At 75.0% G+C, this 23946-nt stretch carries 19 protein-coding genes; 3 read left to right on the top strand and 16 right to left on the bottom strand.

Translation table 11 applies throughout. The features are described from left to right. Nucleotides 1-121: 121 nt before the first annotated feature. From AB0D44_RS29125 to AB0D44_RS29100, 6 genes are all read right to left on the bottom strand, one after another. Nucleotides 122-1108 (bottom strand): carbohydrate kinase family protein, encoded by a 987-nt coding sequence (locus AB0D44_RS29125; RefSeq protein WP_362596324.1) that lies wholly within the window; start codon nt 1106-1108, stop codon nt 122-124. A 76-nt stretch (nt 1109-1184) separates the two neighbouring features. Then, complete coding sequence (metK, locus tag AB0D44_RS29120) at nt 1185-2408, bottom strand: methionine adenosyltransferase (RefSeq protein WP_362596322.1); 1224 nt, start codon at nt 2406-2408, stop codon at nt 1185-1187. A gap of 149 nt (nt 2409-2557) precedes the next feature. Next, nucleotides 2558-4663 (bottom strand): condensation domain-containing protein, encoded by a 2106-nt coding sequence (locus AB0D44_RS29115; RefSeq protein WP_362596320.1) that lies wholly within the window; start codon nt 4661-4663, stop codon nt 2558-2560. Between the two features lie 109 nt (nt 4664-4772). After that, complete coding sequence (locus AB0D44_RS29110; RefSeq protein WP_362596318.1) at nt 4773-5612, bottom strand: 4'-phosphopantetheinyl transferase superfamily protein; 840 nt, start codon at nt 5610-5612, stop codon at nt 4773-4775. Nucleotides 5613-5677: 65 nt separating this feature from the next. Next, entirely contained in the window at nt 5678-7447 is a 1770-nt protein-coding gene (locus AB0D44_RS29105) for an acyl-CoA dehydrogenase (protein ID WP_362596316.1), read from the bottom strand. Nucleotides 7448-7470: 23 nt separating this feature from the next. Continuing rightward, nucleotides 7471-8427, bottom strand: a complete 957-nt coding sequence (locus AB0D44_RS29100; protein WP_362596314.1) for an aromatase/cyclase — start codon at nt 8425-8427, stop codon at nt 7471-7473. A gap of 436 nt (nt 8428-8863) precedes the next feature. Here AB0D44_RS29100 and AB0D44_RS29095 point away from each other — a divergent pair, with 436 nt between their 5' ends. Beyond that, nucleotides 8864-9628, top strand: a complete 765-nt coding sequence (locus AB0D44_RS29095) for an alpha/beta fold hydrolase (protein ID WP_362596312.1) — start codon at nt 8864-8866, stop codon at nt 9626-9628. A 15-nt stretch (nt 9629-9643) separates the two neighbouring features. Here the strand turns inward: AB0D44_RS29095 and AB0D44_RS29090 are convergent, their stop codons facing one another. From AB0D44_RS29090 to AB0D44_RS29075, 4 genes are read right to left on the bottom strand one after another with little or no spacing between them, the layout of a single operon-like run. Next, nucleotides 9644-11305 (bottom strand): FAD-dependent oxidoreductase, encoded by a 1662-nt coding sequence (locus AB0D44_RS29090; RefSeq protein ID WP_362596310.1) that lies wholly within the window; start codon nt 11303-11305, stop codon nt 9644-9646. Beyond that, a complete protein-coding gene (locus AB0D44_RS29085; protein WP_362596308.1) occupies nt 11298-11612 on the bottom strand; it encodes an antibiotic biosynthesis monooxygenase in 315 nt (104 codons plus the stop codon). The genes AB0D44_RS29090 and AB0D44_RS29085 overlap by 8 nt, the downstream gene beginning before the upstream one ends. Before the next feature lie 60 nt (nt 11613-11672). Then, a complete protein-coding gene (locus AB0D44_RS29080) occupies nt 11673-11987 on the bottom strand; it encodes an antibiotic biosynthesis monooxygenase family protein (protein WP_362596306.1) in 315 nt (104 codons plus the stop codon). 50 nt (nt 11988-12037) lie between these two features. Then, on the bottom strand, nt 12038-13666 hold the full coding sequence (locus tag AB0D44_RS29075; protein WP_362596305.1) for a class I adenylate-forming enzyme family protein: 1629 nt from the start codon (nt 13664-13666) through the stop codon (nt 12038-12040). A 403-nt stretch (nt 13667-14069) separates the two neighbouring features. Here AB0D44_RS29075 and AB0D44_RS29070 point away from each other — a divergent pair, with 403 nt between their 5' ends. Continuing rightward, nucleotides 14070-15485 carry a condensation domain-containing protein gene (locus AB0D44_RS29070; protein WP_362596304.1) on the top strand — a complete coding sequence of 472 codons (1416 nt, stop codon included), beginning with the start codon at nt 14070-14072 and terminating at the stop codon, nt 15483-15485. A gap of 15 nt (nt 15486-15500) precedes the next feature. Here AB0D44_RS29070 and AB0D44_RS29065 read toward each other — a convergent pair whose 3' ends face one another. The 4 genes from AB0D44_RS29065 to AB0D44_RS29050 form a co-directional block, all read right to left on the bottom strand. Continuing rightward, on the bottom strand, nt 15501-16784 hold the full coding sequence (locus AB0D44_RS29065; RefSeq protein WP_362596302.1) for an FAD-dependent monooxygenase: 1284 nt from the start codon (nt 16782-16784) through the stop codon (nt 15501-15503). Nucleotides 16785-16895: 111 nt separating this feature from the next. After that, nucleotides 16896-18152, bottom strand: coding sequence for a beta-ketoacyl-[acyl-carrier-protein] synthase family protein (locus tag AB0D44_RS29060; protein ID WP_362596300.1), 1257 nt, complete (start codon nt 18150-18152; stop codon nt 16896-16898). Continuing rightward, nucleotides 18149-18880 (bottom strand): alpha/beta fold hydrolase, encoded by a 732-nt coding sequence (locus AB0D44_RS29055; RefSeq protein ID WP_362596298.1) that lies wholly within the window; start codon nt 18878-18880, stop codon nt 18149-18151. The genes AB0D44_RS29060 and AB0D44_RS29055 overlap by 4 nt, the downstream gene beginning before the upstream one ends. 147 nt (nt 18881-19027) lie before the next feature. Next, the gene (locus AB0D44_RS29050) at nt 19028-19849 is read right to left on the bottom strand and encodes an AfsR/SARP family transcriptional regulator (RefSeq protein WP_362596296.1); all 822 of its coding nucleotides are present in this window, start codon (nt 19847-19849) and stop codon (nt 19028-19030) included. Nucleotides 19850-20093: 244 nt separating this feature from the next. Here AB0D44_RS29050 and AB0D44_RS29045 point away from each other — a divergent pair, with 244 nt between their 5' ends. Continuing rightward, the gene (locus AB0D44_RS29045; protein ID WP_362596294.1) at nt 20094-21083 is read left to right on the top strand and encodes an AfsR/SARP family transcriptional regulator; all 990 of its coding nucleotides are present in this window, start codon (nt 20094-20096) and stop codon (nt 21081-21083) included. A 131-nt stretch (nt 21084-21214) separates the two neighbouring features. On the opposite strand, the gene AB0D44_RS29040 is transcribed toward AB0D44_RS29045, so the two are convergent. Next, nucleotides 21215-22054: a 4'-phosphopantetheinyl transferase superfamily protein gene (locus AB0D44_RS29040; RefSeq protein ID WP_362596292.1), complete on the bottom strand. Its 840-nt coding sequence runs from the start codon at nt 22052-22054 to the stop codon at nt 21215-21217. After that, complete coding sequence (locus AB0D44_RS29035; RefSeq protein WP_362596290.1) at nt 22051-23931, bottom strand: beta-ketoacyl synthase N-terminal-like domain-containing protein; 1881 nt, start codon at nt 23929-23931, stop codon at nt 22051-22053. The genes AB0D44_RS29040 and AB0D44_RS29035 overlap by 4 nt, the downstream gene beginning before the upstream one ends. Between the last annotated feature and the right edge of the window lie 15 nt (nt 23932-23946).

Below are 23946 nucleotides of genomic sequence, written 5' to 3'. Positions count from 1 at the left end.
TCCAGCTGCTGGAAGTCCTCCATCGAGGGGTCCTGCGCCTGGAGCATCGTCCCCATGGCTCCGTCGGCTACGACCACCCGCGTGGCGAGCGCCTCGCGCAGGGCGTCGGCCCGGGTCCCGCTCATGTCAGCGCTCGCAGCGCCGGGCCCAGCAGCCGGGCCGGCTCGGGGCCGTAGACCGTCTCGACGGTGGCCAGCAGCCGCTCTCCGTCGACCTCGTAGTCCTGGGACCCCACGGCCTCCAGCACCAGCGCGGCCATGGCACAGCCCAGCTGCGCGGCCGTCTCCAGCGGCAGGTACCAGCTGACGGCCGCGAGGAACCCGGCCCGGAAGGCGTCGCCGACACCCGTGGGGTCCTGGGGCCGGACGTCGGGGACGGCCGGCACGGTGAGGGCGGGTTCGCCCTTGCGCTCGATGCGGACGCCGTCGGCGCCCAGGGTGGTCACCCAGATGCCGACGCGCTCGAGGATCTCCTGCTCGTCCCAGCCGGTCCGCTCGCGCAGCAGCGCGGCCTCGTAGGCGTTGGTGAACAGCCAGCGCGCCCCCGTCACCAGCTCCCGCACCTCGTCGCCGTCGAGGCGGGCGAGCTGCTGGGAGGGGTCGGCGGCGAACGGGATGCCGAGGCCCCGGCACTGGCGGGTGTGCCGGACCATCGCGGCCGGGTCGTTGGGCGAGACCAGCACGAGGTCGACGGGCGGGTCCCCCGGTCCGGTCAGGGTGCGCAGGTCGATCTCGGCCGCCTCCGCCATCGCACCGGCGTAGAAGGACGCGATCTGGTTGGAGTCCTCGTCGGTCATGCACATGAAGCGCGCGGTCTGGCAGGTGTCGGACACGTACACCCCGCCGGTGTCGACGCCGTGCTCCTTGAGCCAGACCTCGTACTCGTGGAAGTCGACGCCCACCGCCCCGGCGAGGACCGGGGCCAGGCCCAGTCCGCCGAGACCGTAGGCGATGTTGGCCGCCACTCCGCCCCGCCGTACCTCGAGCGAGTCGACGAGGAACGAGAGCGAGACGTGCTCCAGCTGGTCCGGGAGCAGTTGGTCGACGAACCGGCCTGGGAAGGCCATGAGGTGATCCGTGGCGATGGATCCAGTCACCGCGATACGCACGTGGTCTCCTGATCAGGACGGAGTGGGGCCGGTGTCCCGCCGTCGGCGGGGCGGTTGGGTGGCGGTCGTACGGACGTCAGCGGGCGACCGCTGCCTTGAGCTGCTCGGCGCGGTCGGTGCGCTCCCAGGTGAAGTCCGGCAGCTCGCGGCCGAAGTGGCCGTAGGCGGCGGTCTGGGCGTAGATCGGGCGCAGCAGGTCGAGGTCGCGGATGATCGCGGCCGGGCGCAGGTCGAAGACCTCGGCGATGGCGTCCTCGATCTTCTGGGTCTCGACCTTGGCGGTGCCGAAGGTTTCGACGAACAGGCCGACGGGCTCGGCCTTGCCGATCGCGTAGGCGACCTGGACCTCGCAGCGCGAGGCGAGACCGGCGGCGACGACGTTCTTGGCGACCCAGCGCATCGCGTAGGCGGCCGAGCGGTCGACCTTGGACGGGTCCTTGCCGGAGAAGGCGCCGCCGCCGTGGCGGGCCATGCCGCCGTACGTGTCGATGATGATCTTGCGGCCGGTCAGGCCGGCGTCGCCCATCGGGCCGCCGATCTCGAAGCGGCCGGTCGGGTTCACGAGCAGCCGGTAGCCCTCGGTGTCCAGCTTGATGCCGTCCTCGGCCAGCTGGGCCAGCACGTACGCGACGACGTGCTCCTGGATGTCGGGGGCGAGCAGGCCCTCCAGGTCGATGTCGGAGGCGTGCTGCGAGGAGACGACCACGGTGTCCAGGCGGACGGCCGTGTCGCCGTCGTACTCGATGGTGACCTGGGTCTTGCCGTCGGGGCGCAGGTACGGCAGCGTGCCGTTCTTGCGGACCTCGGACAGGCGGCGCGAGAGCCGGTGCGCGAGGTGGATCGGGAGCGGCATCAGCTCGGGGGTCTCGTCGGTGGCGTAGCCGAACATCAGGCCCTGGTCGCCGGCCCCCTGCTTGTCGAGCTCGTCGCCCTCCTCACCTGTGGCGGCACCCTCGACCCGGCTCTCGTAGGCGGTGTCGACGCCCTGCGCGATGTCCGGGGACTGCGCGCCGATGGAGACGGAGACGCCGCAGGAGGCGCCGTCGAAGCCCTTGGCGGAGGAGTCGTAGCCGATCTCGAGGATCTTGTCGCGGACGAGCTGCGGGATCGGCGCGTAGGCCTTCGTCGTCACCTCGCCGGCGATGTGCACGAGACCGGTGGTGATGAGGGTCTCCACGGCGACGCGGGAGGTGGGGTCCTGGGTGAGGAGCGCGTCGAGGATCGTGTCGCTGATCTGGTCGGCGATCTTGTCGGGGTGGCCCTCGGTGACGGACTCGGAGGTGAAAAGTCGGCGGGACATAGTGCTCCAGGGTGGGAGGGGACGCTCGGCCCATGGCAGAGCGGCGGTGGGAGACCGCGGGCGGACGAGGTGCGCGTGCCTGCGTCGGCAGGCAGCGGCCGCAGGAGCAGCCGCAGGAGCAGCCGCAGGGGCGGCCGCAGGTCAGCGGCTCATCCGGGCCTCGCGGTCGCGGAGGCGAGCGCCGATGTGAGGGCGCGGACGGAGTCCGGGCCGCCGTCGGCGGCGCCCGCGATCACGACGAACGGCGGGTACCAGCCGTGCGCGGCGATCCGGTCGGCGATCTCGCAGGCGAGGGTGCCCGCGCCGGAGAAGCAGCCCAGGACGAGCGGCTCCCCGGAGGCGAGCGCGGGGCGCAGCCCGGTCAGGAAGTCCGCCGCGTCCGCCGCGCCGGTCAGGGTGGCCAGCGCCTGCGGACCGGGGTGGAGATCGGCGAGCCGGGCGTAGCAGTCCGGCGCCGCGTCGGGCGGCGGGATCAGGCAGATGGTGCCGGCGCCCGGGTGGGCGGCTTCCCGCAGCAGGCGCAGCGCGCCGGTCGGACGGATGGTGACCGGGGGCACGCGGGCCCCCGAGAGCAGCCCCAGGGCCTGCGCGACGGTCGTGAAACCGTCGGCGGAGAAGGGCAGTTCGCGCAGCAGGTCCGCGGTCTGCGACAGGATCAGCGCGGCCGCGTTGTCGGAGAAGCGCGTCCGGTCGTGGACGGCGGTCAGCACCAGGGAACCGTCCGCCTGGTGCTGGGCGCAGAGCGTGAAGGGCACCCCGGTGAGCGGGCCGACGGCCTCGGGCGGGTCCACCCGGACGCCCTCGGCGGCGAGCTCCTCGCGGTACGCGTCCTCGCGGGGGGCGTCCTGGCGGGGGGCGCCGCCCCCGTACCCGTTCACCCGCGGCGGCGGCGGCTCGAACACGATCAGGGATTCGGTGACCCGGCCCGCGTCCGGGGAGGTGCCCGCCCACGCCTGGATCTGCCCCGCCGACACCCATTCGTAGGCGGCGGCGTCCAGTGCCCGGGAGGTCAGGTCGGCGAGCAGCCGCGGCACGGTCGCCGCCGGGTCGACGACGAGCTGCACGGGCAGCGGGTTGCGCAGCGGGCCCGGCAGCGACTCGACGCCCTCCAGGGGGATGCCGCGGCCCGAGACGGCGACGGCGAAGGCGACCGAGCGCGGTGTGGCGTCGAGGTCGGCGGCCGGCCGGTAGAGCTGCAGGGCCCACGCGGCGTGCAGCGCGGTGCTCTCGGTGGCCCCCCACTGGGCGGCCCATTCGCGCAGCCGGACCGCCTCGGTGACGGTGAGGGTGTGCCGGGTCCGGCCGTGGCCGAGCCGGCCGGTGGTGCGGGCGGCGGGCCGGGCCGGCAGGGTCGCGGCCCCGGGCGAGGGAGCGGCACCCGACCAGAACGCCCGGGCGGGGCCGAGGTCCTGAGCGTGCAGCCAGTGCAGGTGGTCGCGTACGTCGGGGCGGCGCTCCCCGCCGGGCATGCGCCCGTCGGCGAGGTAGGCCCGGTAGAAGGCGCCGAGCAGGGCGCGGATGCTGCGGCGGTCCAGCAGCGCCTGGTGATAGGTGATCAGGACCCGGGTGGAGCGGGAGGCGCCCTCACCGGACGGCGGATCGTCCAGCAGGGCGATGCGCAGCGGCCCGGGGTGGCGCAGGTCGAAGGAGCGGGCGCGCTCGGCGGCCAGCAGGGTGTCCCAGTCGGTCGCGTCGTGCCGGTGGCGCAGGACCTCCACGGCGGCGTGCGGGTGCACGGCGATCTGCGGGCCGGCGTCGCGCACGGGCGGGGCAACGGCGGCGCGCAGCACCGCTTCGCGGTCCGCGAGCGACTGCCAGGCCGCGGTGAACCGGGCCACGTCCAGGGGTCCGTGCCAGCGCCAGTACACCTGGCCGACGTGCAGCCCGGCGCCGGGCCGGGCCAGCGCGTCGAGCAGGACGTCCCGCTGGAGCGGCGCGGCGGGGGCCGTGGCCTGGACGGGCTCGGGCGCCCCGGCCGTGCCGGGTGCGGCGGGGTCCGGTGCGCCGGCCCTGCCGGGGCCGGGTGTACCGTCCTCGGACCACGACGCGGCCAGCAGGTCCGCGAGGGTGCCCGCGGGGAACGGCGGCGGGGGCACCTCGAGCGTGTGGTGGGTCTCGGTGTGCCGGTGCAGCGTCGGGGTGCACGGCGGCAGCGCCGCGAGCGCCGCCTCCAGGGCCCGGTGCGTGAGGGGTCCGTGGAGGTCGAGCGAAGGCGGCGGGCCGGGAGTGACGATCACCGTCACGGGCGCGGCCATCTGCTCCCTCCTCGGTCGGCTGCGTGCATCGGGCATGGAAAGGTCTCGCAGTATGCGAGCGGCGGCCACGCGGCGCTGACGCGGCGCTGACACGGCCTGCTCATCCGCTTCACGCGCTCGCCAGGCCTTCCTCGACCGCGCCCATGAAGCCCTCGTCGAGCATGGTGTGGACCGCGGTGTCGCGGGCGGCGTCCAGCCCGGTGTCGTGGCAGGCCACGCTCACCAGGTAGCGGTCGGCGAGCACCGGGAAGGTCGCGAAGGCCCATTCGCCGCGGGAGGCGGGGGAGCCGTCGGGGGCGAGCAGGTCACCGCTCTCCAGGCCGAAGCCGAACTCGGTGAAACCCAGCCGCAGTCCCTGCCCGAGCGCCTTGGTGTAGGCCTCTTTCAGGGTCCACAGCCGCAGCAGCTCGGAGGTCTGGCGCTCCTGGGACATGCGCGTCAGCTCCGCGTGTTCGGCGGGGGTGCACATGTGGTCGTGGAACAGCTCGAAGGAGATCTTGCGCTGGGCGGACTCGGTGTCGACGCCGATGCGTCCGGTCCTGCTGACACCGACCACGATGAGGTCGTCGGTGTGGCTCAGGCTGATGTCGATCTGGTCGAATCCGCGGATGTACGGCCTTCCACCGATCTTGTACGCGAGGTCGAGCGCGGCGGGTTCCGTCCTCAAGGCCGCGGCGGCCGTGTACTTCACGACCATGCGCGAGGCGACGAAGCAGTAGCGCATCGCCGCGTTCTCGGTGCGCCGGTAGCGCTGCCAGTCGCGGCCGAGCAGCGGGCGCAGCTCGGAGTCCGACAGGGCCGCGGTCAGCCATTCGCCCCAGGTGGCGAACACGACGGCGCTGCCGTCGCGTTCGAGGTTCTCGCACACCGTGTTCCAGGGCCCGCCGGGCCCGGAGACGTGGATGGGCGGCGCGATGGTCCGCTCGCCCAGTGCGATCCGGTGGGGCATGGAAGGGTTCCCTCTCTGGTTCTCCTGGCTCTCCTGGTTCTCCTGGCTCTCTTGCCGGTTTCCCCTCACTGGGTCAGCTCGCTGCCGTCGAGATCGCAGCTGAGGCCCCCGCGGTAGCGGCGTACGAGTTCGTCCAGCACCTGGCGCAGACAGCTCTCGGGCAGGTCCGGGACGACGATGCCCAGCCGCCCGGCGAGCCGCGACAGCGCCAGGACCGCCCACGCCGGGTCGGCGAGGAAGGCGTCGGCGCCGTCCTGCCCTTCCCAGATGCCGAGGACGGCGGCGGCGGCCTGCACGATCGCGTACCGGTCGCTGAGGATCACGACGGCGGGGTCCGTCAGCGCGGCCCGGGAGGCGGGCAGGGCCGCGCACTCGGTGCGCAGCGCGCGCAGTTCGCCCACGAAGCCCTCGGCGAGGTCGCTGAGGACGGCCATCTGGCCGCCGACGCCCCGGGTCGCGGCGAGGCGCCCGGCCGAGCCGATGAGCGAGGCGGACAGGAAGTCGTCGCCGCTGGCGATGCCCAGCAGCCGGTAGTCGAGCACGGGCAGGGTCGCGCCGCTGCGGAACAGCTCGGGCGGCGGCTCCTCGGCGAGGAACCAGGAGCGCGTGGCGAGGCTGCGCAGCTGGGGGACGATGACGGCGTGGCAGGCGGCCGTGCCGGCGTGGCCGAGGCCCGCGACCGGCAGGTCGCGCACGAGCTTGTCCATGGATCCGTACTGCGGGCTGCCGTGTTCGTAGCCGTGCGCCCCCAGGACGGTGGCGAGCTCCTCCAGGCTCTCGCGCAGCAGGTCCGGCACCACGTACTTGACGGCCGCTGCCAGGATGTGGGCGCGCTCGGGCAGCAGGCTGAGCGAGCGCAGCGCGACGGTGGCCATGCTGTCGCAGGCCAGGAGGTCGGCGAAGACCCCGGCCAGCGGCTTGTGCCAGCGCTTGGCCACGGGCGTGCTGCGTCCGGTGGACGCGGCGCGCACGGCCGAGCGCAGCACGGTGTCGGCGGCCGCGATGGCGACGCCGGGGATGAGGCAGCGGTTGACCTGGAAGGTGCGCAGGGCCAGCGAGACGCCTTCGCCGGGGCTGCCGACCAGGGCGTCCTCGGGGACGGGGCACCCGGTGAACTCCAGGCCGGAGAAGATGCCGCCACGCATGCCGGGGGTGGGCACGCGCGGCAGGTGCCGGATGCCGTCGGCGGGCAGCTGCTCGGGGTCCAGGAGCAGGACGGAGTGGCTGCGGGGGCCTCGTTCGGCCGCGGTGCGGGCGTAGACCACGTACGCGCCCGCGCGCGACGCGTTCATGATCACGTCCTTGCGGCCGTCGAGGGTGTAGCCGCCGCGCGGGTCCGGGGCGGCGACGAGCTCGTCGCGCAGGATGGCGTTGGCGTGGGCCAGTTCGTGGTGGACGATCGAGGCCCGGCCGCCCGCGAGCAGGAGGTCCGCGGTCCGCTCGCGCTGGCGTGCGGTGCCGGCGGCCCAGACCGCGGCGCTCGCGAAGAGCGAGGTGATGCCGAAGCCGAAGCCGAGGGCCAGGTCGCGGCGGAAGACGGGGCGCAGCACCTTGGCGAGCAGGTCGGCGCGGGTGAGGCGGCCGCCGAACTCGACGGGGACGAACTCGGCCGCCAGTCCGGTCCCGGTCAGCAGCCGTTCGGTGGCGGCCGGGAGCTCCCCGCGGGAGTCGGCTGCGCACAGCGCGGCGATGCCGTGCGGGTTGGCGGGGTCCTGGGGCGCGCCGAGGAGGGCCTCGAGCCGGGCGGCCCGGCGCAGCGCCGCCGCCTCGTGGGAGGCGGAGGCGGTGGCGGCCCTGGCCGGGGCGGTGTCCGGGGCGTGCAGGGAGATGGTCATGGTGGCGTCGATCAACTCCCGGTTCAGAGGGTCCTGATGGTGGATTCCGCGTGCCGCTTGGCGAGGCCCAGGACGGTGGCGCTCTGGTTGCCGAGGAGTTCGCGCACGTGGCGGCGGGCCTCCTCGATTCCGGCGCCCCGGCCGAGGACCGCCTCGACGGCCTCCTCGCGCAGCAGCACGTTGTGCCGGGCGACGGCCGTGACGCCCGTCTCGTCGGGGATCACCGACCATTCCCCGGTGTGCGCTTCCATCAGCAGCGGCGTCCGCGTCTGCTTGTGGACGATCCGCAACGCGTGCGGGAAGCAGATCCGGACCTCTTCCGTGGTCTGCTCCGGGCCCGCTGCGGACACGGTGTCCAAGCGGACCACCTGCACGCCGGGCCGGTCCTCGGCGACGTCGGCGCGTGCGACGTGCGGGACCTGGCCGGGCCAGTCCCCGATGCCGCACAGGAAGTCGTAGACGAGTTCGGCCGGCCCCTTGAGGCGTACGGACTCCTCGAAGGACAGCAGCAGGGAGTCCAGGGAGGTCCAGCGCTCGGCGGTCTCCTTCAGCCGTGCCAGCTCGGCCCGGCTGTTGGTGTCCGTCGCCCGTTCCACCCAGGACAGGTCCTCGGGCCGGTCCTCGTCGACGGTGAACTCGTGGTCCAGCGTCAGCCGGGAGCGTCCGGCGCCCTGCGCCCGGACCGTCCAGCGGCCGCCCAGGGACAGGGCGGGCCCGGCCGGAACCTCCTGGTGGAAGTCGATGCGGTGGGCCGGCGCGTCCAGCGTGCGGTGCGACAGCCAGGACTTGACGGTGCCGTTGGCGGTGACCCACATCTGGAACCGGTCCCGGACCCCGTCGAAGTCGAGCCGTTCGACATGGATGCTCGCCGGCACGAACAGCGGCCACTGGGTGGTGTCCGCGATCAACCCGTAGACCACGCCTGCCGGCGCCGCCACGTCCACCGCGTACGTCCTGCGGTGCACTCGCTCACCCGTCATCGGCTCAACCTCTCTCGCCCTGGCTCCCGAGATTGACAAGATCCGCCGGAGAGCCGCTTGAATCCCTCTCGACCTCTCCAGGGCCCCTCGAGGATCCGGCCGGCCGGGCTCGCCGCACCCAACGGCCCGAGGCCGTCGCGTCCTCGTCAGGAGGGGCGACGGCCTCGGATGGTGCAGCGCGCCGGCCGGGCGCTGCGAACCGTACGGCCGGGACGGGGGTGGGCCGGGCCGTACGGATCACGGCGGGTTCGGTGCCCCGCTGGTCGACAGGGTTTCCCGGACGGCCGGAGGCGCGCCGGAGACCGGGTCGAGGTCCTGTCGAGCCGGCGGCCGCGGCGGCCGGTCCGGGGTTCCGCGCAGCCGCCGCGGCCTGCACCCTGGAACCCGGTCATCAAGAGTGATCAAGAACGGTCAAGAGCGGCGAGTGGAGAAGCAGATGAACGGGCCCAGCGGCGATCCGGAGTGGTTCCGCGTCTTCAGTCCCGCCCCCGATGCGGCCGTGCGCCTGCTGTGCCTGCCGCACGCGGGCGGCTCCGCCAGCTTCTACTTCCCCGTCGCCCAGGCGCTCTCGCCCTCGGTCGAGGTGCTGGCCGTGCAGTACCCGGGCCGCCAGGACCGGCGCACGGAGCCGCTCGTCGAGGACGTCGCCACCCTCGCCGACCGGATCGCCGACGAGCTCTCGGCGTACCGGGACAAGCCGCTCGCCCTCTTCGGGCACAGCATGGGGGCCGTGCTCGGCTTCGAGGTCGCCCAGCGCCTCGAGGAACGGGGGGACGGTCCCGTCGAGCTGTTCGTCTCGGGGCGCCGCGCCCCCTCGACCAGCCGCAGCGAGCGCTGGCACGACGCGAGCGACGCCGAGCTGGTCGCCGAGATCAAGTCGCACCGGGCGGCGGGCTCCGAGCTCCTGGACGACCCCGAGATGCGGGCGATGCTGCTGCCGACGATCCGCGCCGACTACAAGGCGGTGGAGACGCACGTCTACCGTCCCGGAGCCGCGGTGCGCTGCCCGGTGACGGCGTTCACCGGGGACGCCGACCCCAAGGTCACCGTCGAGGAGGCGCTGGCCTGGCAGCAGCACACGTCGGGCGGCTTCCACTCGGAGGTCTTCACGGGCGGGCACTTCTACCTGAGCGACCACCAGGCCGCCGTGCTGCGCACGGTGTCGGCGCGGCTGACCGCCTCGCTCGCCGGAGCGGTCTGACCGCCGGGGGGCGGTTCAGACGACGCCGGCGGGCTCGCGCACCCGCATTGCCTCGGGGCCCAGCGGGGCCAGCGCCCGGCGCAGGATCCGGCCGGTCAGCGAGGCGCCGCTGGCAGCGAAGTACCCGTCGGGCCGGATGAGCACCCAGCCGCCGGGCACCAGGCCCAGCGCCTGGCGCAGCCGCCCGTCCGGGTCGGGCAGCGCCCCGGGGCCCTCGCCCGGGCTCCCGCCGACGGTCCGTACCGACAGCCAGGGGCCGTACGCGGCGTCGGCTTCGGCCGCCGCCTCGGCAGCCGCACCGGGGCCGCCCGCGGCACACAGCAACGACCAGCGGGTGTCGCGCAGTTCCGCCTGCAGGGCGTCGGCGCCCGGGTCGCCGGGGAAGCGGGCGGCGGCGGCCGACGCGCGGCTGCCGGCCGGGGTCCCGATGCCGGGGTCCGGGGTGGTGAGCGAGGACTCGGGGTAGGCCAGGCGCAGCCCGGACATGCCGCCGAGCACTTTGCGCTGGATGGCCCGGCGCAGCGGCGGGACGTTGCGGACGACGCCGAAGACGACCGGCAGCATCAGCCCGGCCATCACGTTCTTGAACTGGACCAGGAAGGTGGCCGTGCGGGTGCTGCCGAGCAGCGCCTTGCCGACCGGTACGCGCTCCTCGCCGTAGGTGTCGAGCAGGCCGCGCCCGGCCGTGCCCTGGACGACCTGGGCGAGCTTCCACGCCAGGTTGTACGCCTCCTGCACACCGGTGTTCATGCCCTGGCCGGAGGCGGGGCTGTGCACGTGGGCGGCGTCACCGGCCACGAAGCAGCGGCCCTCGTGCATGCGCGGCACCATGCGCTGCTGGAAGGTGAAGACGGAGGTCCACTGCGGCTCGCCCACGCGCACGCTCTGTCCGAGCCCCGCGCTGAGCTTGGCGCCGAAGCGGCTCGCGGTGCTGCCCTCCGCGTCGCCGGCGGGCGCGGTGTCCAGCAGCCGCCAGTGCCCCTCGCGGCTGTACGGCACCATCATCATGGCCTGCCGGCCGGTGTGCACCCAGTAGATGCTGTCCTGTGCGAGGCCGGTGGTCACCGGCGCGTCGGCCAGTTCCCAGGTCTCGCTGGACTCGCCGAGCAGGGGCAGCTCCAGCTGCTTGCGGACCGTGCTGTGGCCGCCGTCGCAGCCGACCAGCCACGGGACCTCGTACTCCTCCCGCGTGCCGTCGGCCCGTTCGAGACGGGCCCGCACCCCGGAGGGGTCCTGGGTGAGGTCCGTGAGCCGCACCCCCCATTCGACGCGGACGCCGAGCCGGGCCACGGCCTCGCGCAGCACTGCCTCGGTGCGGGTCTGCTCGATGATGACGGTGTACGGGTAGCGGGTGGGCATGGAGGAGTAGTCGGCGTCCAGCCGCACCAGCTTGCGTCCGCGCGCGAACATCGTGAACGCGCGGTTGCGCCGCCCGGACGCGATCACCGGCTCCACGACGCCCATCTGGTCGAAGGTCTCCAGGGTGCGCGGGTGCACGGCCACCGCGCGGCTGGTGCGCGCGGGGCCGTCGGCGCCGTCGACGAGCCGCACCCGCAGACCCCTGCGGGCCAGTTCGTGGGCGGCCGTCAGCCCGACCGGACCGGCGCCGACGACCAGGACCTGGGCGGCCCGGGTCCGCGTCCGGTCCCCCGTGCGGGCCTCGGCCTGATCAGGCATAGGTACCGGCCGCGTCCAGGCGGGCGCCGACGGGGACCACCTCGTAGAGGCCCGCCTCGGTGGTGACGAGCGGGGCGAGCACGGCGGCGAGGGCGCGGAACTCCTCGCTGCCCACGGCGGCCTGGTACTGGTCGTGGTCGTTCCAGTGGGCGATCTCGACGAAGACGCCCGGCTCGCCGAGGTTGCGCAGGGTGCGGTTGCCGACGTGGCCTTCCGTCGCGGCGAGGTGCGCCGTGACCGGGTCCTTGGCGGCCAGGAACTCGTTGATGTCGCCGAGCACGGTCATCTTCTTGATCAAAGTAATCATGAGGGTCTCTCCTGGAATCGGGGTGGTGGCGGGGGGACGGAAACGGTGGGCGGTGCGGGATCAGGCGTAGGTGCCGTCCTCCTGCAGGCGGGCGCCCGCCTCGACCACCTCGTAGAGGCCCGGCTCGGGCGTGGCGAGCGCGGCGAGCGGGGCGACGAGGGAGCGGAACTCCTGGCTGGACACGGCGGCCTGGTGGGCGGCCTGGTCGTCCCAGTGGGCGACCTCGACGAAGACGCCGGGCTCCTCGAGGTTGCGCAGGGTGCGGTTGCCGATGTGGCCGGGCTGGGCGCTCATGAAGGCCGTGATCGGCTCCTTGGCGGCCAGGAACTCGTTGACGTCGCCCTGCACGGTCAGCTTGTTGATGAAGGTGGTCATGGTCTCTCCTGGAATCGGTGGGGAATGAAGACGGTGGACGGTTCGGGGGATCAGGCGGCGGCCTCGGCGGCGGCCCGCTCCTGGAGGGTGCGGCGCAGGCCGCGGCGCTCCGGCTTGCCGACGGGCGTGCGCGGCACGGAGTCGACGACCTCGACGCGGCGGATCTGCTCGAAGGGCGCGAGGCGCTCGTTGGCGCGCACCACGATCGAGTCGACGAGGTCGAGCAGTCCCGGGGCGGTCGGCTCGCGCAGCACGATGCCCGCCCACACCAGGGCCCCGTGGACGGGGTCGGGCCAGCCCACGACCACGCAGTCGGCGACGCGCGGGTCGTCGGCGAGGACCCGCTCGACGGAGGTCGGGGAGACCAGTTCGTTGTCGTACTTGAAGACGTCGCCGATCCGGTCCACCAGGAACAGCACGCCGTCCGGGGTGACGTAGCCGACGTCGCCGGTGGAGAACCAGCCCTCGGCGTCCAGGTGCCCCTGGCCCTCGTCGCCGAGGTATCCGCTCATCACCTGCGGTCCGCGGATCTGGACCTCCCCCGTGCTGTACACGTCGACCGGCTCGCGGGAGGCGAGGTCGACGATCCGGCAGCGGGTGCCGGCCACGGGGGCGCCGACCGAGCCGGTCAGGGGGCGCTCGGGGTCCTGGCTGTGGGCGAGCGGGGACAGTTCGGCCATCCCGTAGCCCTGGACGACGGGGACGCCGAGCCAGTCCTGGAGCCGGCGGGTGGCGGCGGGGGCCAGCGCCGTGCCGCCGGACAGGACGGCCTTCAGGCGCAGCCCGGGGGGCGGGGCGGCCGGGCCGCCGTCCTGCCCGCCGGCGCCGACGGCGGCGGCGAGCTGGTGCAGACGGGCCGGCAGCCCGTAGAAGTGCGTGGCTCCGGTGCGGGCGGCCAGCTCGAGCGCGGCCGCGGGCGCCGGGTCGGCGCACAGCACCTGGCGGGCGCCGGCGTAGACCGCCGAGTTGAGGTGCATGACGTGGTAGAGCGGCAGGTGGTTCAGGGTCACGCTGTCACTGCCGAGGCCGTGCGCGTGGGCGGTCTGGGCGGCGTTGGCCACCAGGTTGCGGTGGCTGAGGCGGACCCCGCGGGGCAGGCCCGTGGTGCCCGTCGTGAACTGGATGCAGGCGTCGGCGTCCAGGTCCGCCGGGGCGGCTCCGCTCCCGCCGGCCGCGCCGGGGCCGTGCGCGGACGGACGGCCCTCGGCCACCCGGTCCAGGGCGAGTGCCAGCGGCAGGGTGTCCGCGGGCACCACCCCGTCGGGCGCGTCGGTCACGATGATCTCGGCGAGTGCGGGCAGCCGCTCGCGCGCCTTGACGAGCAGTTCGGCCGTCGCCGTCGGGACCAGGGCCACCTCCACCTCGGCCGTGGCGCAGACGTGCACCAGCCCGGCCTCCTTGATCAGCGGGTTGACCAGGACGACCGTGTTGCCGCTGCGGACGGTGCCGTAGTAGGCGGCGGCGAAGTCCGCGTCAAGGACGTTGGCGACGCCGACGCGGGCGCCCCGGCGGCCGAGGCGCTGCTCCAGGTAGGCCGCGTACCGGTCGGCCCGGTCGTCGAGCTCGGCGAAGGTGACCGCGCCCGAGGCCGCGGCGACGGCGCAGCCGCCGGGGTCGCGGACGGCGGCCCGGCGCAGCAGGGCGTCCAGCGGGAGTTCGGGATACGTGAATCGCGGCACGGTTTTCCTCACTGGTCGGGTGGCGGGCGGTCGGGCGGCGGGCGCGCGGGCGGCGGTGGGGCAAGCGGCGGTGGCGCAAGCGGCGGTGGGGCGGTCGGGGCGGTGGGGCGGCTCCTGCGGAGGGGTCGGGTACCACCGTCGCCATCCGAGCTCGAAGGAGCTTCGAAGCGTGCTCAAGCCGCGCCACAGGACACGTCGGGATGGTTGTCGGGCGGTGATAGGAATCGACGACCGCCACGCGTGCGACGGCCGGGCGCCCGACGGATCGGGCAGTGCCCGCGACCCGCCCCGCCGTTCGCGTGACCTCGCACTACCCGGACCCCCGCCGGGGGTGCCGCGCCCGGCCCGCCGGGCCGGACGGCGGCGGCCCCACGGCGCTGATCGCCGAGGAGGCGTTGAACCGATGGTGACGACGGTACTCATGGACGAAGCCGGGGCCCCGGCCCCGCCGGCCGCGGACTCCGACCCCGAGCACAGACCCAGACCCGATCCGCAGCCGGACGCCCTGCCGCGACTGCCCCGCCGGACCGGCCCGGGACCCCTGCGCTTCGCGGCCTCACCGGCCCAGGAGGCGCTGTGGGCCGCACTCCCGCACCGCACCCGCCCGCCGGTGGTGACGGGCGCGCTGCGGCTGACGGGGGCCCTGGACGCGCAGGCCCTGGCGGCCGCCTGGCGGGCCGTCGCCGGCCGGCACGAGATCCTGCGCAGCCTCTACCGCCTCCACGAGGGCCGGCTCACCCAGGTCGTCGCGGCACCGGACGACGTGCCCGTGCCCGTCTCGCTGGCGGAGGTCCGGCCCTCGCAGGTGCCCGGGGCCGTCGCGGCGGAGCGGGAGCGTCCGTGGGATCCGGCGCGCGAACCGCTGGCCCGGCTGCGGCTGCTGCGCCAGGGCCCGGGCGACCACGTGGCCGTGTTCGTCCTGCACGAGCTGATCGCCGACGCCGCCGCGCTCGGTGTGCTCGTCGCGGAACTCGCTGCCGCCTACCGGGGGGTGCCCGCGGACGGTCCGGCCGTCCAGTACGCCGACCTCGCCGCCTGGCAGCAGCAGCGCGCGGCGCAGGGGCGCGCCGACGAGAGCACCGAGTACTGGCTGCGCAGGCTCAACGGCGCGGAACCGGCCGTCCTGCCCTGGGACCTGAGCGCGCCGGGCGCACCCGGCCGCACCCCGGGGCCGGGGCGGTCCCTGTCCTTCCCGCTGCCGCAGGAGTTGGCCGCCAAGATCGCGGAGGCGGCGCGCCGGCACCGGGCCGGCGTGCAGGTGGTGGGCCTGGCCGCCTTCCAGCTGCTGCTGGCCTGCTGGTCGGGCCAGCGGGACATCAGCGTCCGCGGTCCGGTCCCCGAGCGCGGGCGGGGCGCGGAGCAGCGCATGCTGGGCCCGCTGTCCCACGCGGTGGTGCTGCGGGCCGATCTGACCGGCGCGCCCTCCTTCGGCGAGGTCGTCGACCAGGTGCGGCTCACCAGCGCATGGGACTTCGCGCACCACCAGGTGCCGCTGGAGCCCGTCGCCGCGCAGTTGCGCCGGCCGCGGCTGGTGGAGCAGCTCGGGGACGTGCAGTTCGGCGCCGGACCGGCCGCCGGCGGTCCCCGGTGGGGCGCGGCCTCCTGGGGCGGCCGGCTGCGCGCCGAGGCGTTCACGTCCGCTCCCGCCCCGGCGGCCCGGCCCCTGACCGTGCTGCTGCGGCACGACGAGCGCGCCGCGCACTGCGTGTTCACCTACGACCCGTCCGTGTTCTCCGAGGCCCGCATCCGGCAGCTGCGCGCCGACTACTTCGGGCTGCTCGGCGATGTCGCCGACCACCCGAAGGCCCGCTTCCGCTGAGCCGGGCCGCCGCGCTCAGCCCGGCCGGTGCGCCCCCGCCACGGTGAACAGGTCGGTGCGCACCGCCACCGGATCGGTCCCGTACGCGACCTTGCGGGTGATCTTCCCCCCGATGGGGGTGCGCGTGACCAGCCCGGCGGCGCGGGCCAGCGCGAACCGGGCGAACGTCCCGTCCGCCCCGAACATCGCGCGGGCCTGCATCCGCTGCATCCGGTGGACGGCCGCGGCCGCCGCCGCCCGGCGCCGGGCGTACGGTTCCAGGCCCGCCGCGGTGACCGCCCCCCGGCCCAGCGCCTCCACGAGCACGGGGTGCAGGGCGGCGGCGTCCTGGAGGGCGAGGTTGATCCCCTGGGCGCCGATCGGGCCGTGCGTGTGCGCGCTGTCCCCGATCAGGACGAGGCCGTCCCGGGTCCACTCCTCGGCGTGCGAGGCGAAGACGTCGAGCAGGGTGAGCTGGTTCAGCGAGGTGAGCTGTTCGTGCAGCAGGTCCGCGAACTGCGGCAGTGCCCGGGCCAGTTCGCCGCGGATCTCCTCGATCCCGCGGCCGGGCCGGCTCCATCCGCCGTGCGGCAGGGTCCAGCCGATCCGCAGCCGGTCGGGGTGGCTGTCCTGGACCAGGACCGCGCTGCCGGCGGCCCGGTGCACCCTGACCTTCCCGGTGGCCCGGCCGGGCGCGTGCAGCGAGAACCACACCACGTCGTGGGCGAAGGACTCCGAGCGGCCGGCCCCGATCCCGGCCAGCGCCCGGGTCTTGGAGAAGCGGCCGTCCGCGCCGACCACGGCCAGGGCGCGTACGGTGACGGGCGCGCGGTCGGGGCCCCGCGCGACGACCCCGGTGCACGGGCTGCCGGGCCGCGCCTCCAGCAGGGCCGACACGCGGTGGCCCTCCAGGTGCGTGAAGCCGGGCAGTTCGCGGCAGGCGTCGAGGAGGCCGGCCAGCAGGTGCGGCTGCGGCAGGGCCAGCAGGTGGTCGTACGGGGCGGGCAGGCGCCCGTAGTCGATGTCGAGCAGCACCCGGCCCTGCTCCAGCACCTGGAAGCCGCTCAGGGCGAGCGCACCGCGCGCCCGCGCCGGCTCCAGGACGCCGAGCTCGTCGAGGATCCGCTGGCCGCCCGGCTGGAGGACCTCGCCGTGGAACTCCCGGCGCAGTGCGGTGGAACGCTCGATCAGCGTCACGCGGACGCCCGAGCGCAGCAGCATGAGGGTCAGGGCCAGTCCGGCGGGCCCGGCGCCGACGACGCACACGTCGGTCCCGGTCTCGGCGGCGGCGGTCGCGGGGCACGGATCGGGGTGGTCCATGGGGTGTCCCTCCGTCATGGGTCGGTCCGGCCGGTCGTGTCCGTTCAGGCCCCTGCGGCCCACCGGCCGGGCCGGCCGGGCCGGTCGGGCCGGTCGGGCCGGTCGGGCCGGTCAGGCCGTCTCCGGCCGGGTCAGCACGAGCGCGCTCTGGAACCCGCCGAATCCGCTGCCGAGGGCCAGCACCGCGCTCGTGTGCTGGTGGCGGGCGGTTCCGGGTACGTAGTCGAGGTCGCACTCGGGGTCGGGCACCCGCAGATGGGCGGTGGGCGGCACCGTTCCGTACTCGATCGCCAGGGCCCCGGCGGCGGCCTGGAAGGCGCCGACCGCGCCGAGGGGGTAGCCGGTCATCGAGGCGATCGCGCTGACGGGCACGTGGCGGGCGTGCCGGCCGAGCGCGCGTTTGATGGCGGCGGTCTCGTGCCGGTCGCTCTGCCGGGTGCCCGAGCCGTGCGCGCTGACGTACTCGACGGCGGACGGGTCCAGCCGGGCCTCGTCGAGCGCGGCGCCGATGGCCGCGGCCAGCTCCGTGCCCTCCGGGCTGAGCCCCGTCATGTGCTGGGCGGAGGCCCGGCTGGCGTAGCCGGAGAGCTCCGCGTAGACCCGGGCGCCGCGCAGCCGGGCCCGCTCCCGCTCCTCCAGGACCAGGACGGCCGCGCCCTCGCCGAGCACGAACCCGTCGCGGGTCCGGTCGAAGGGCCGCGCGGCGCTCGAGGGCTCCGCATTGCGCCGCGAGGTGATGCGGACGGTGTCGCAGCAGGCCATCGCGGCCGGGGAGATCGGGGCCTCAGAGGCCCCGGCGAGCACGACGTCCGCGCTGCCCTCGCGGATCAGCTCGGCGCCGTGGCCGAGCGAGTCCAGCCCGGCCGTGCAGCCGCCCGCGATGAACGAGACGGGTCCCTGCGCGCCGGCGTCCCGGGCCACTTCGGCGGCCAGCGAGCCGGGGACGAAGAAGTCGTACAGCTGGGGCACCGCCCGGGTGTGGTCGACCAGCCAGCGCCCGCCGATGTTGCTGGCGACGGCGTACTCCAGGCTCAGCTCGGCGGCGCAGCCCAGCGCGCTGCCCAGGGCGACCCCGGTGCGCACCGGGTCGAGCGTCGGCGCCGCCCCGCTGTCGGCGAGCGCCTCGCGGGCCCCGGCCAGCGCGAACTGCGTCACGCGGGCGAGGTCGGCGGCCTGCGCCCCGCTCAGCCCGTGCTCCCGGGGGTCGAAGTCGATTTCGGCGGCGACGCGCGAACGCAGGGGCCGCGCGTCGAAGGAGGTGACCGCGCGGGTGGCGGAGCGCCCGGCGGTCAGCATCGACCAGAAGCCCTTGGTGCCGCCACCGCCCGGGGCGACCACCCCGATACCGGTGATGACCACGCGTTTCAACGCCCGGACCGCCCCACCGTCCGGCAGACCTGCCCGAGCAGTCTCGGCAGTTCACCGTCGCGTACGAAGAAGTGTCCGCCGGGCACGGTGCGGGACTCGAACCGCGCGGTCGTCCAGCCGCTCCAGCCCTGCAGCACGTCGGGCGGTCCCACCGGGTCCTCGCTGCCGGCGACGGCCAGCAGCGGGACGGGCACCGGGCCGCCGGCGACCGGGTCCAGGGCGGCGGCGCGCAGCGAGGCGGCCAGCCGCAGGTCGTCGCGGAGCACGGGGAAGACGAAGCGGTGCCACACGCCGGGGTCGATGCCGGCGGGCACGCCGTCGAAGCTTTCGAGGATGCGCATCAGTTCGTCGTCGGGGGCGTCCGCGGCGAAGGCGGCCCCCGCGAACACGTCGGGCGGCGGCACGGCGCCTATCACCAGCAGCTCGGGCAGCGGCAGTCCCGCGTCGTCCAGCGCGCGGGTGAGCGTGTAGGCGATCAGCCCGCCGAGGCTGTGCCCGTACAGGACGTACGGGCCGGGCGGCTGCTCCTTGAACAGCTCGCGCAGGTCCTCGAGGAGCGCCTCTCGGGTGGTCACCCGCGGCTCGCGGCGCCGCCCGTCACGGCCCGGCAGCAGCTGGGGCTCGGGGGTCACTCCGGGGCCGAGCAGATCGCTCCAGCGGTGGAAGGCCGAGGTCCCGGCTCCTGCGTGCGCGAAGCACACCAGCCGCACGTCCTGTTCCCGTGCCATGCCCCGTCCTTCCTCGCCCACCGTAACCACCCCACCCTGACCAGCCCCGCTCGAGGCGGGCTCGAGCACTGCCCGCAGCGGGGTCACGCCACCGCGGACCGCGGCCTTCGGCCACCGTCCGCGGTCCCGGCGTTCCCGTGCCGCATCTCAGGCCGCGTACAGGTCGAACGTGGACCCGCGGCGCGGGCCGGCCGGCACGTCCAGCGCCGGATCCACCGTCAGCATCGCCTGGTGCAGGCGCTGGAGCTGCGGGGAGGGTTCCACCCCGAGGTCCTCGATGAGGCGCATCCGCAGCTTGCGGTAGACGTCGAGCGCGGTCGCCTGACGGCCGGAGCGGTAGAGCGCCACCATCGCCTGGGAGTGCAGGCCCTCGTGCTGCGGGTGGCGGGCGATCAGCTCGGAGAGCTCGGCGATGAGTTCGGTGTGCCGGCCGAGCCGCAGGTCGACGTCGATGCGCCGCTCGACGGTCACCAGCCTGCTCTCCTCCAGGCGCATGACCTCGATCTCGAGGATCGGTCCCACGCGCACGTCGACGAGCGCCGGGCCCTGCCAGAGGGCGAGCGCCTGCCGCAGCTTGCTGGCGGTACGCTCGTCGTCGCCCTCCTCGAAGGCGCTCTGCCCGTCGGCCACCAGCCGCTCGTACTCGTGCACGTCCACGCTCTCCGGGGCGATCTGGAGCAGGTATCCGCCGTGCCGCGTGGCCAGGACCTCCTTGGCCCCGCCCGGGTCGCCCGGCCCCATGGCCGTGCCCAGCCGCCTGCGCAGCTGGAGTATGTAGGTCTGCAGGGTGGTGAGCGCGCTCTGGGGCAGGTCGGTGCCCCACACCTCCTCCATCAGGGTCGGTACGGGCATCACCCGCCCCGGGTAGAGCGCGAGCAGCGCCAGAATCTGGCGCGGCTTGCCGGCCGTCGGAACAATCGAGCCCCCGTTGACTTCGGCACTCAACGGACCCAGAACCTGAATCTTCACGGTTTCCTCCGCACGTCGTCGAGTTCCCATCGATTTCAAGCCTTCGACTGAGGCACAGTAGCGGGACCCAGGGCAACACCCCTCAATTTCTTGAGCGTCTGTCGACCGCACCTCCAACTTCGACGTTTGCGCACTTCAGTCAAACTGTTAGATTCCCTTGCGGGATGACTGCCGGAACGTAATTCAACGACCGTCCGTACAGGTCTTTCCGCGATTCCCAACGGATCGCTGGGAGGAGTGACCGATGGAATGGGACGCACGTCAGAGCGACGGCCTGGACTTCCGCGTCCTGGGCCCCGTCGAAGTGCACGACCAGCGGTCGGGCACCTCGATCGCACCGTCCGGAGCCAAACAGCGCGCCCTGCTCGCCGCCCTGGTCGTACGGGCCGGCGAGGTGCTCTCCGCCGACCGGCTCATCGACGAGCTGTGGGGGGAGCGCCCGCCCGCGGGCGCGGCCAACGCGCTCCAGGCCCATGTGGCCCGGCTGCGCCGGCTGCTGGCGCCCGCCGGACGGAGCGGCCCCGGCCCGGGCGGTACCGGGCAGGCCCTGATCACCACGCACCCGCTCGGCTACCTCCTGCGGCTCGGATCCGCCGGGACGGACGCCCAGCGCTTCCACCGGCTCTGCGCTCAGGGCCGGGCTGCGGTCGTGGCCGATCCCGCGCACGCCGCCGACCTGCTGCACCGGGCCCTGCAGCTGTGGCGCGGGCCCGCGCTGGAAGGCAGCGGACGGGGCCAGATCTGCGCCCGGGAGGCGGAGCGGCTGGAGGAGGCCCGGCTGACCGCCCTGGAGACGTACCACGAGGCGAAACTGCGCGGGGCGCGGCACCAGGAGGTCGCCGGGGAGCTGGAGCGGCTCACGGCGGCCCATCCCACCCGGGAGCGCTTCTACGACCTGCTGATGCTCGCCCTGTACCGGTGCGGCCGCCGGTCCGAGGCCCTGGGCGTCTACGAGCGGGCCCGCCAGCGGCTGCTGAGCGAGATCGGCGTCGGGCCCGGGCCGGCCCTGCGGGACCGGATGGAGTCCATCCTGCTGCGCGAACCCGGCCTGGACTCCGCCGGTCCGCCGGCCGCCGCACCCGCCGAGGGCCTGGGCGCGGCCGTGCTGGACCTGGGCGGGGAAATCGCCCGTCTCCGGGCCCGTCTCGATGACATCGGACGCGAACAGGAAGAACTCGTACGCCGTTTCACACTCCTGTCCGAAAGCGTTCGGGAATCGTCGCCCGTCCTCTGACACAGGAGGAGCGGCAGCCGCACGGTCCGGGTTCCGGCTCGAGATATTCTCCAGCGAAATTCCAGCGGCAGCCGATATCCGCCGGACCGGAGGAAATTCGAAAACAGGAAGACCGATTTCGCGCACCGGGATCACACGCCGGCGAGTTCCGGCAGCACCAGGCGGCGCGGTGCGGCGCGCCCCCAGGGAAATCCGTGGTGCAGGTGGACCGCCGGCGGGCGGGCGGCGTCGACCTCCACCGCCACCGCCGCCAGCACCTCCGGCACCGGCTCGACCTCGAGGAACCGCCAGCGGCCGGCCGAGTCGTCGGCGGGCGGCCGGAAGGACAGCACGCCCTGGTCCTCGGCCAGTGTGAAGGCGAAGGAGTCGAAGGACAGGGCGAGTCCGAGGCCGCGGGCCTTGGAGTACGCCTCCTTCAGCGTCCACAGGCGCAGGGCGCGCCGGTCGCGCGGCCGCCCCGGGGCGGCGCGGGCGATCCAGTCCTGCTCCTGGGCGGAGAACGTCGCGATGATGTTCTCCAGACCGCGCTCGCCCCGGTCCAGCCGTTCGACGTCCACGCCGATGCGGTGCTCGCGGGAGACGCCCACCAGGTTGTACGCGTGGGCGTGCGACAGGTTGAAGTCCAGCGTGTCCGCGCCGCGCGGCAGTCCTCCGGCGGGCAGCTGGAGGAACGGGCGCCCGCGCGAGGAGCGCCAGATGATCGCCTCGGCCTCGGGGATGCCGGTCTCCAGGGCCAGGACCCGGCGCACCAGGGCGTGCGCGACGAGGTACTGGCGGCGGTCGCGTTCGAAGAGGAACCTCCCGGCGATCTCCTGCTCGTGCTCGTCCAGCCAGTACGAGGCCAGGGTGGCGGCGATCCCGGGGGCGAGGTCCTCGTTGGGACAGAACCACAGGTTGACGGGACCGGGTCTGTTCTCGTCCGGCCCCGGGGGCCCGGCGGAGCCGGCAGACCCGGAAGTCAGCATGGTCATGCCCGTTCCTCCTCGCCGCCCAGCCACGACGGGGTGCGCAGGAACGCGGAGGCGGGCAGCGGCACGGCCACGGCGCCCGCCCCGTGGGCCCGCTCCAGCGCGGCCCAGTCGACGTCCAGTCCGGCCAGCCACAGGCTCTTGACCTGGTGCAGGTGCCCGGCGCGCCACAGCGCGGCGAGGTAATCGGCCGTCTGGGGCACGGCGCCCATGTCCAGCGGGTCGGCGCCGCCGTCGCGCAGGTCGGCGTACGGGCCGCCGTCCGCCGCGAACCGCTCCAGGGCCGCCGCGAGCTCGCCGGTGTCGGCGACGACGGCCGCGAACCGGCAGTCCATCGCGGCGCGGCCGGTGCGCAGGGCGCGGGCCAGCACGCCCAGGGACGGCACGGGACCCGCGCCGCCCAGCAGGTCGGCGAACCGGCGTGCGGTGGCGGCGAGATGGGCGGGGGTCGGCGCGGACAGCACGAACAGCTCGGCGGCCCCGGTGTCCCCCGCGGCTTCGGCGGACCGGCCGTCCTCCGCGGCGGGGAGGTACTCCTCCAGGATCACGTGCGCGGCCGAGCCGCCGGCCCCGTGCGCCCCGACGGCCGCCCGGCGGGGCGCCGCCTGCCCGCCCTCCCAGGCCTGCGCCTCGGCCCGGCCCGGACCGGGCACCAGCACCCGGTGGCTCAGCTGGAGCACGGCCCGGGTCAGCGCGGCCGCCCCGGTCACGGCCCCGGCCTCGCCCACGAACGCCCGTACGGAGTCGGTGTCCTCGTGGACGGCGACGGTGGAGGCGTCCACCGCGGCCGCCCGGAGCGCCGCGCGCAGCACCCGCTCGCCGTCGACGTCGACGTCGCCGTGGCCGGCGCCGACGGGCCGGGACCGCCGGCCGGGTCCGGCGGCCGAACGGCCGGCCGCGGTGTGGCCGACGGCGCTGCCGCGGATCACGCAGTGCACGGTGTCCCCGTCGGCCAGGGCGCGCGCCAGGGGCTTGAGCAGCAGCGCGCCGACGCCCTCGCCCGCGCCGGGACGGCGGCTGGAGGGGTGCAGCAGCAGCCGGACGCCGCCCACGAGCGCCGCGGCGCACTCTCCGGCGCGCAGGGCGGCCGCCGCCAGGTGCAGGGCGACGAGCACCGAGGACTCCGCGGAGTCGACGCACTGGCTGGGGCCGGTGAGCCCGGCCAGGGCGGAGAACCGGTTGGGCAGGCTCCAGTGGCCGCCGCGGGGCAGCCGCACGGGCCGCTCGCGCGTCCAGGTCCGGGCCGCGAGCAGCGCGTAGTCCGCGGTCCCGGCGCAGGTGAACACCCCGACGCTGCGCGGGGTCCCGTCGGCGGCGGCCAGGGCGTCAAGGCGGCCGCCGGTGCATCCGGCGTCCTCGAGGGCCTCCCACGCGGTCTCCAGGAACAGCCGCTCCTGAGGGTCGATCAGGGCCGCCTCGGCCGCGTCGATCCCGAAGAACTCCGCGTCGAAGTCCTGGACGCGCTCCAGGTAGTGGCCCGGCTCGTCACCGGGCCGCCCGGAGGGCGGCGCGCCTGCGCTGCCGTGCCCCTCGCGCGCCTGCCGCCAGAACGAGGCGAGGTCGGGCGCGCCCGGGTAGCGGCCGGCCATCCCGACCACGGCGATCCGCTCGGTGGACGCCGCTCCCTCCCCGCCCCGCTCCCGCGCGGTGTCCGGCCGCGGGAAGGTCACGGGGACCGGAACGCTGCCGCCGATGCCGATGCCGATGCCGGGGCCGGTGCCGGTGGCGATACCGGCACTTGCAGCGAGGCCGGCGCCGGTGCCGCTGCCGGCATCGGTGCGGGTTCGGGTGCCCGAGCCGGCGCCGGTCAGCAGCGCGGCCGCCTGGGCCCGGTCCAGATGACCGTTCTTGAACCGGGTCAGGACTTCCTTCTCGTCCATCTGGACGCGCTCCTT

This window comes from Streptomyces sp. NPDC048349, from assembly GCF_040651925.1.
GTDB lineage: Bacteria > Actinomycetota > Actinomycetes > Streptomycetales > Streptomycetaceae > Streptomyces.
Note: the sequence above shows the minus strand (reverse complement) of the source record. Positions and strands in the feature narration are given on the sequence as shown.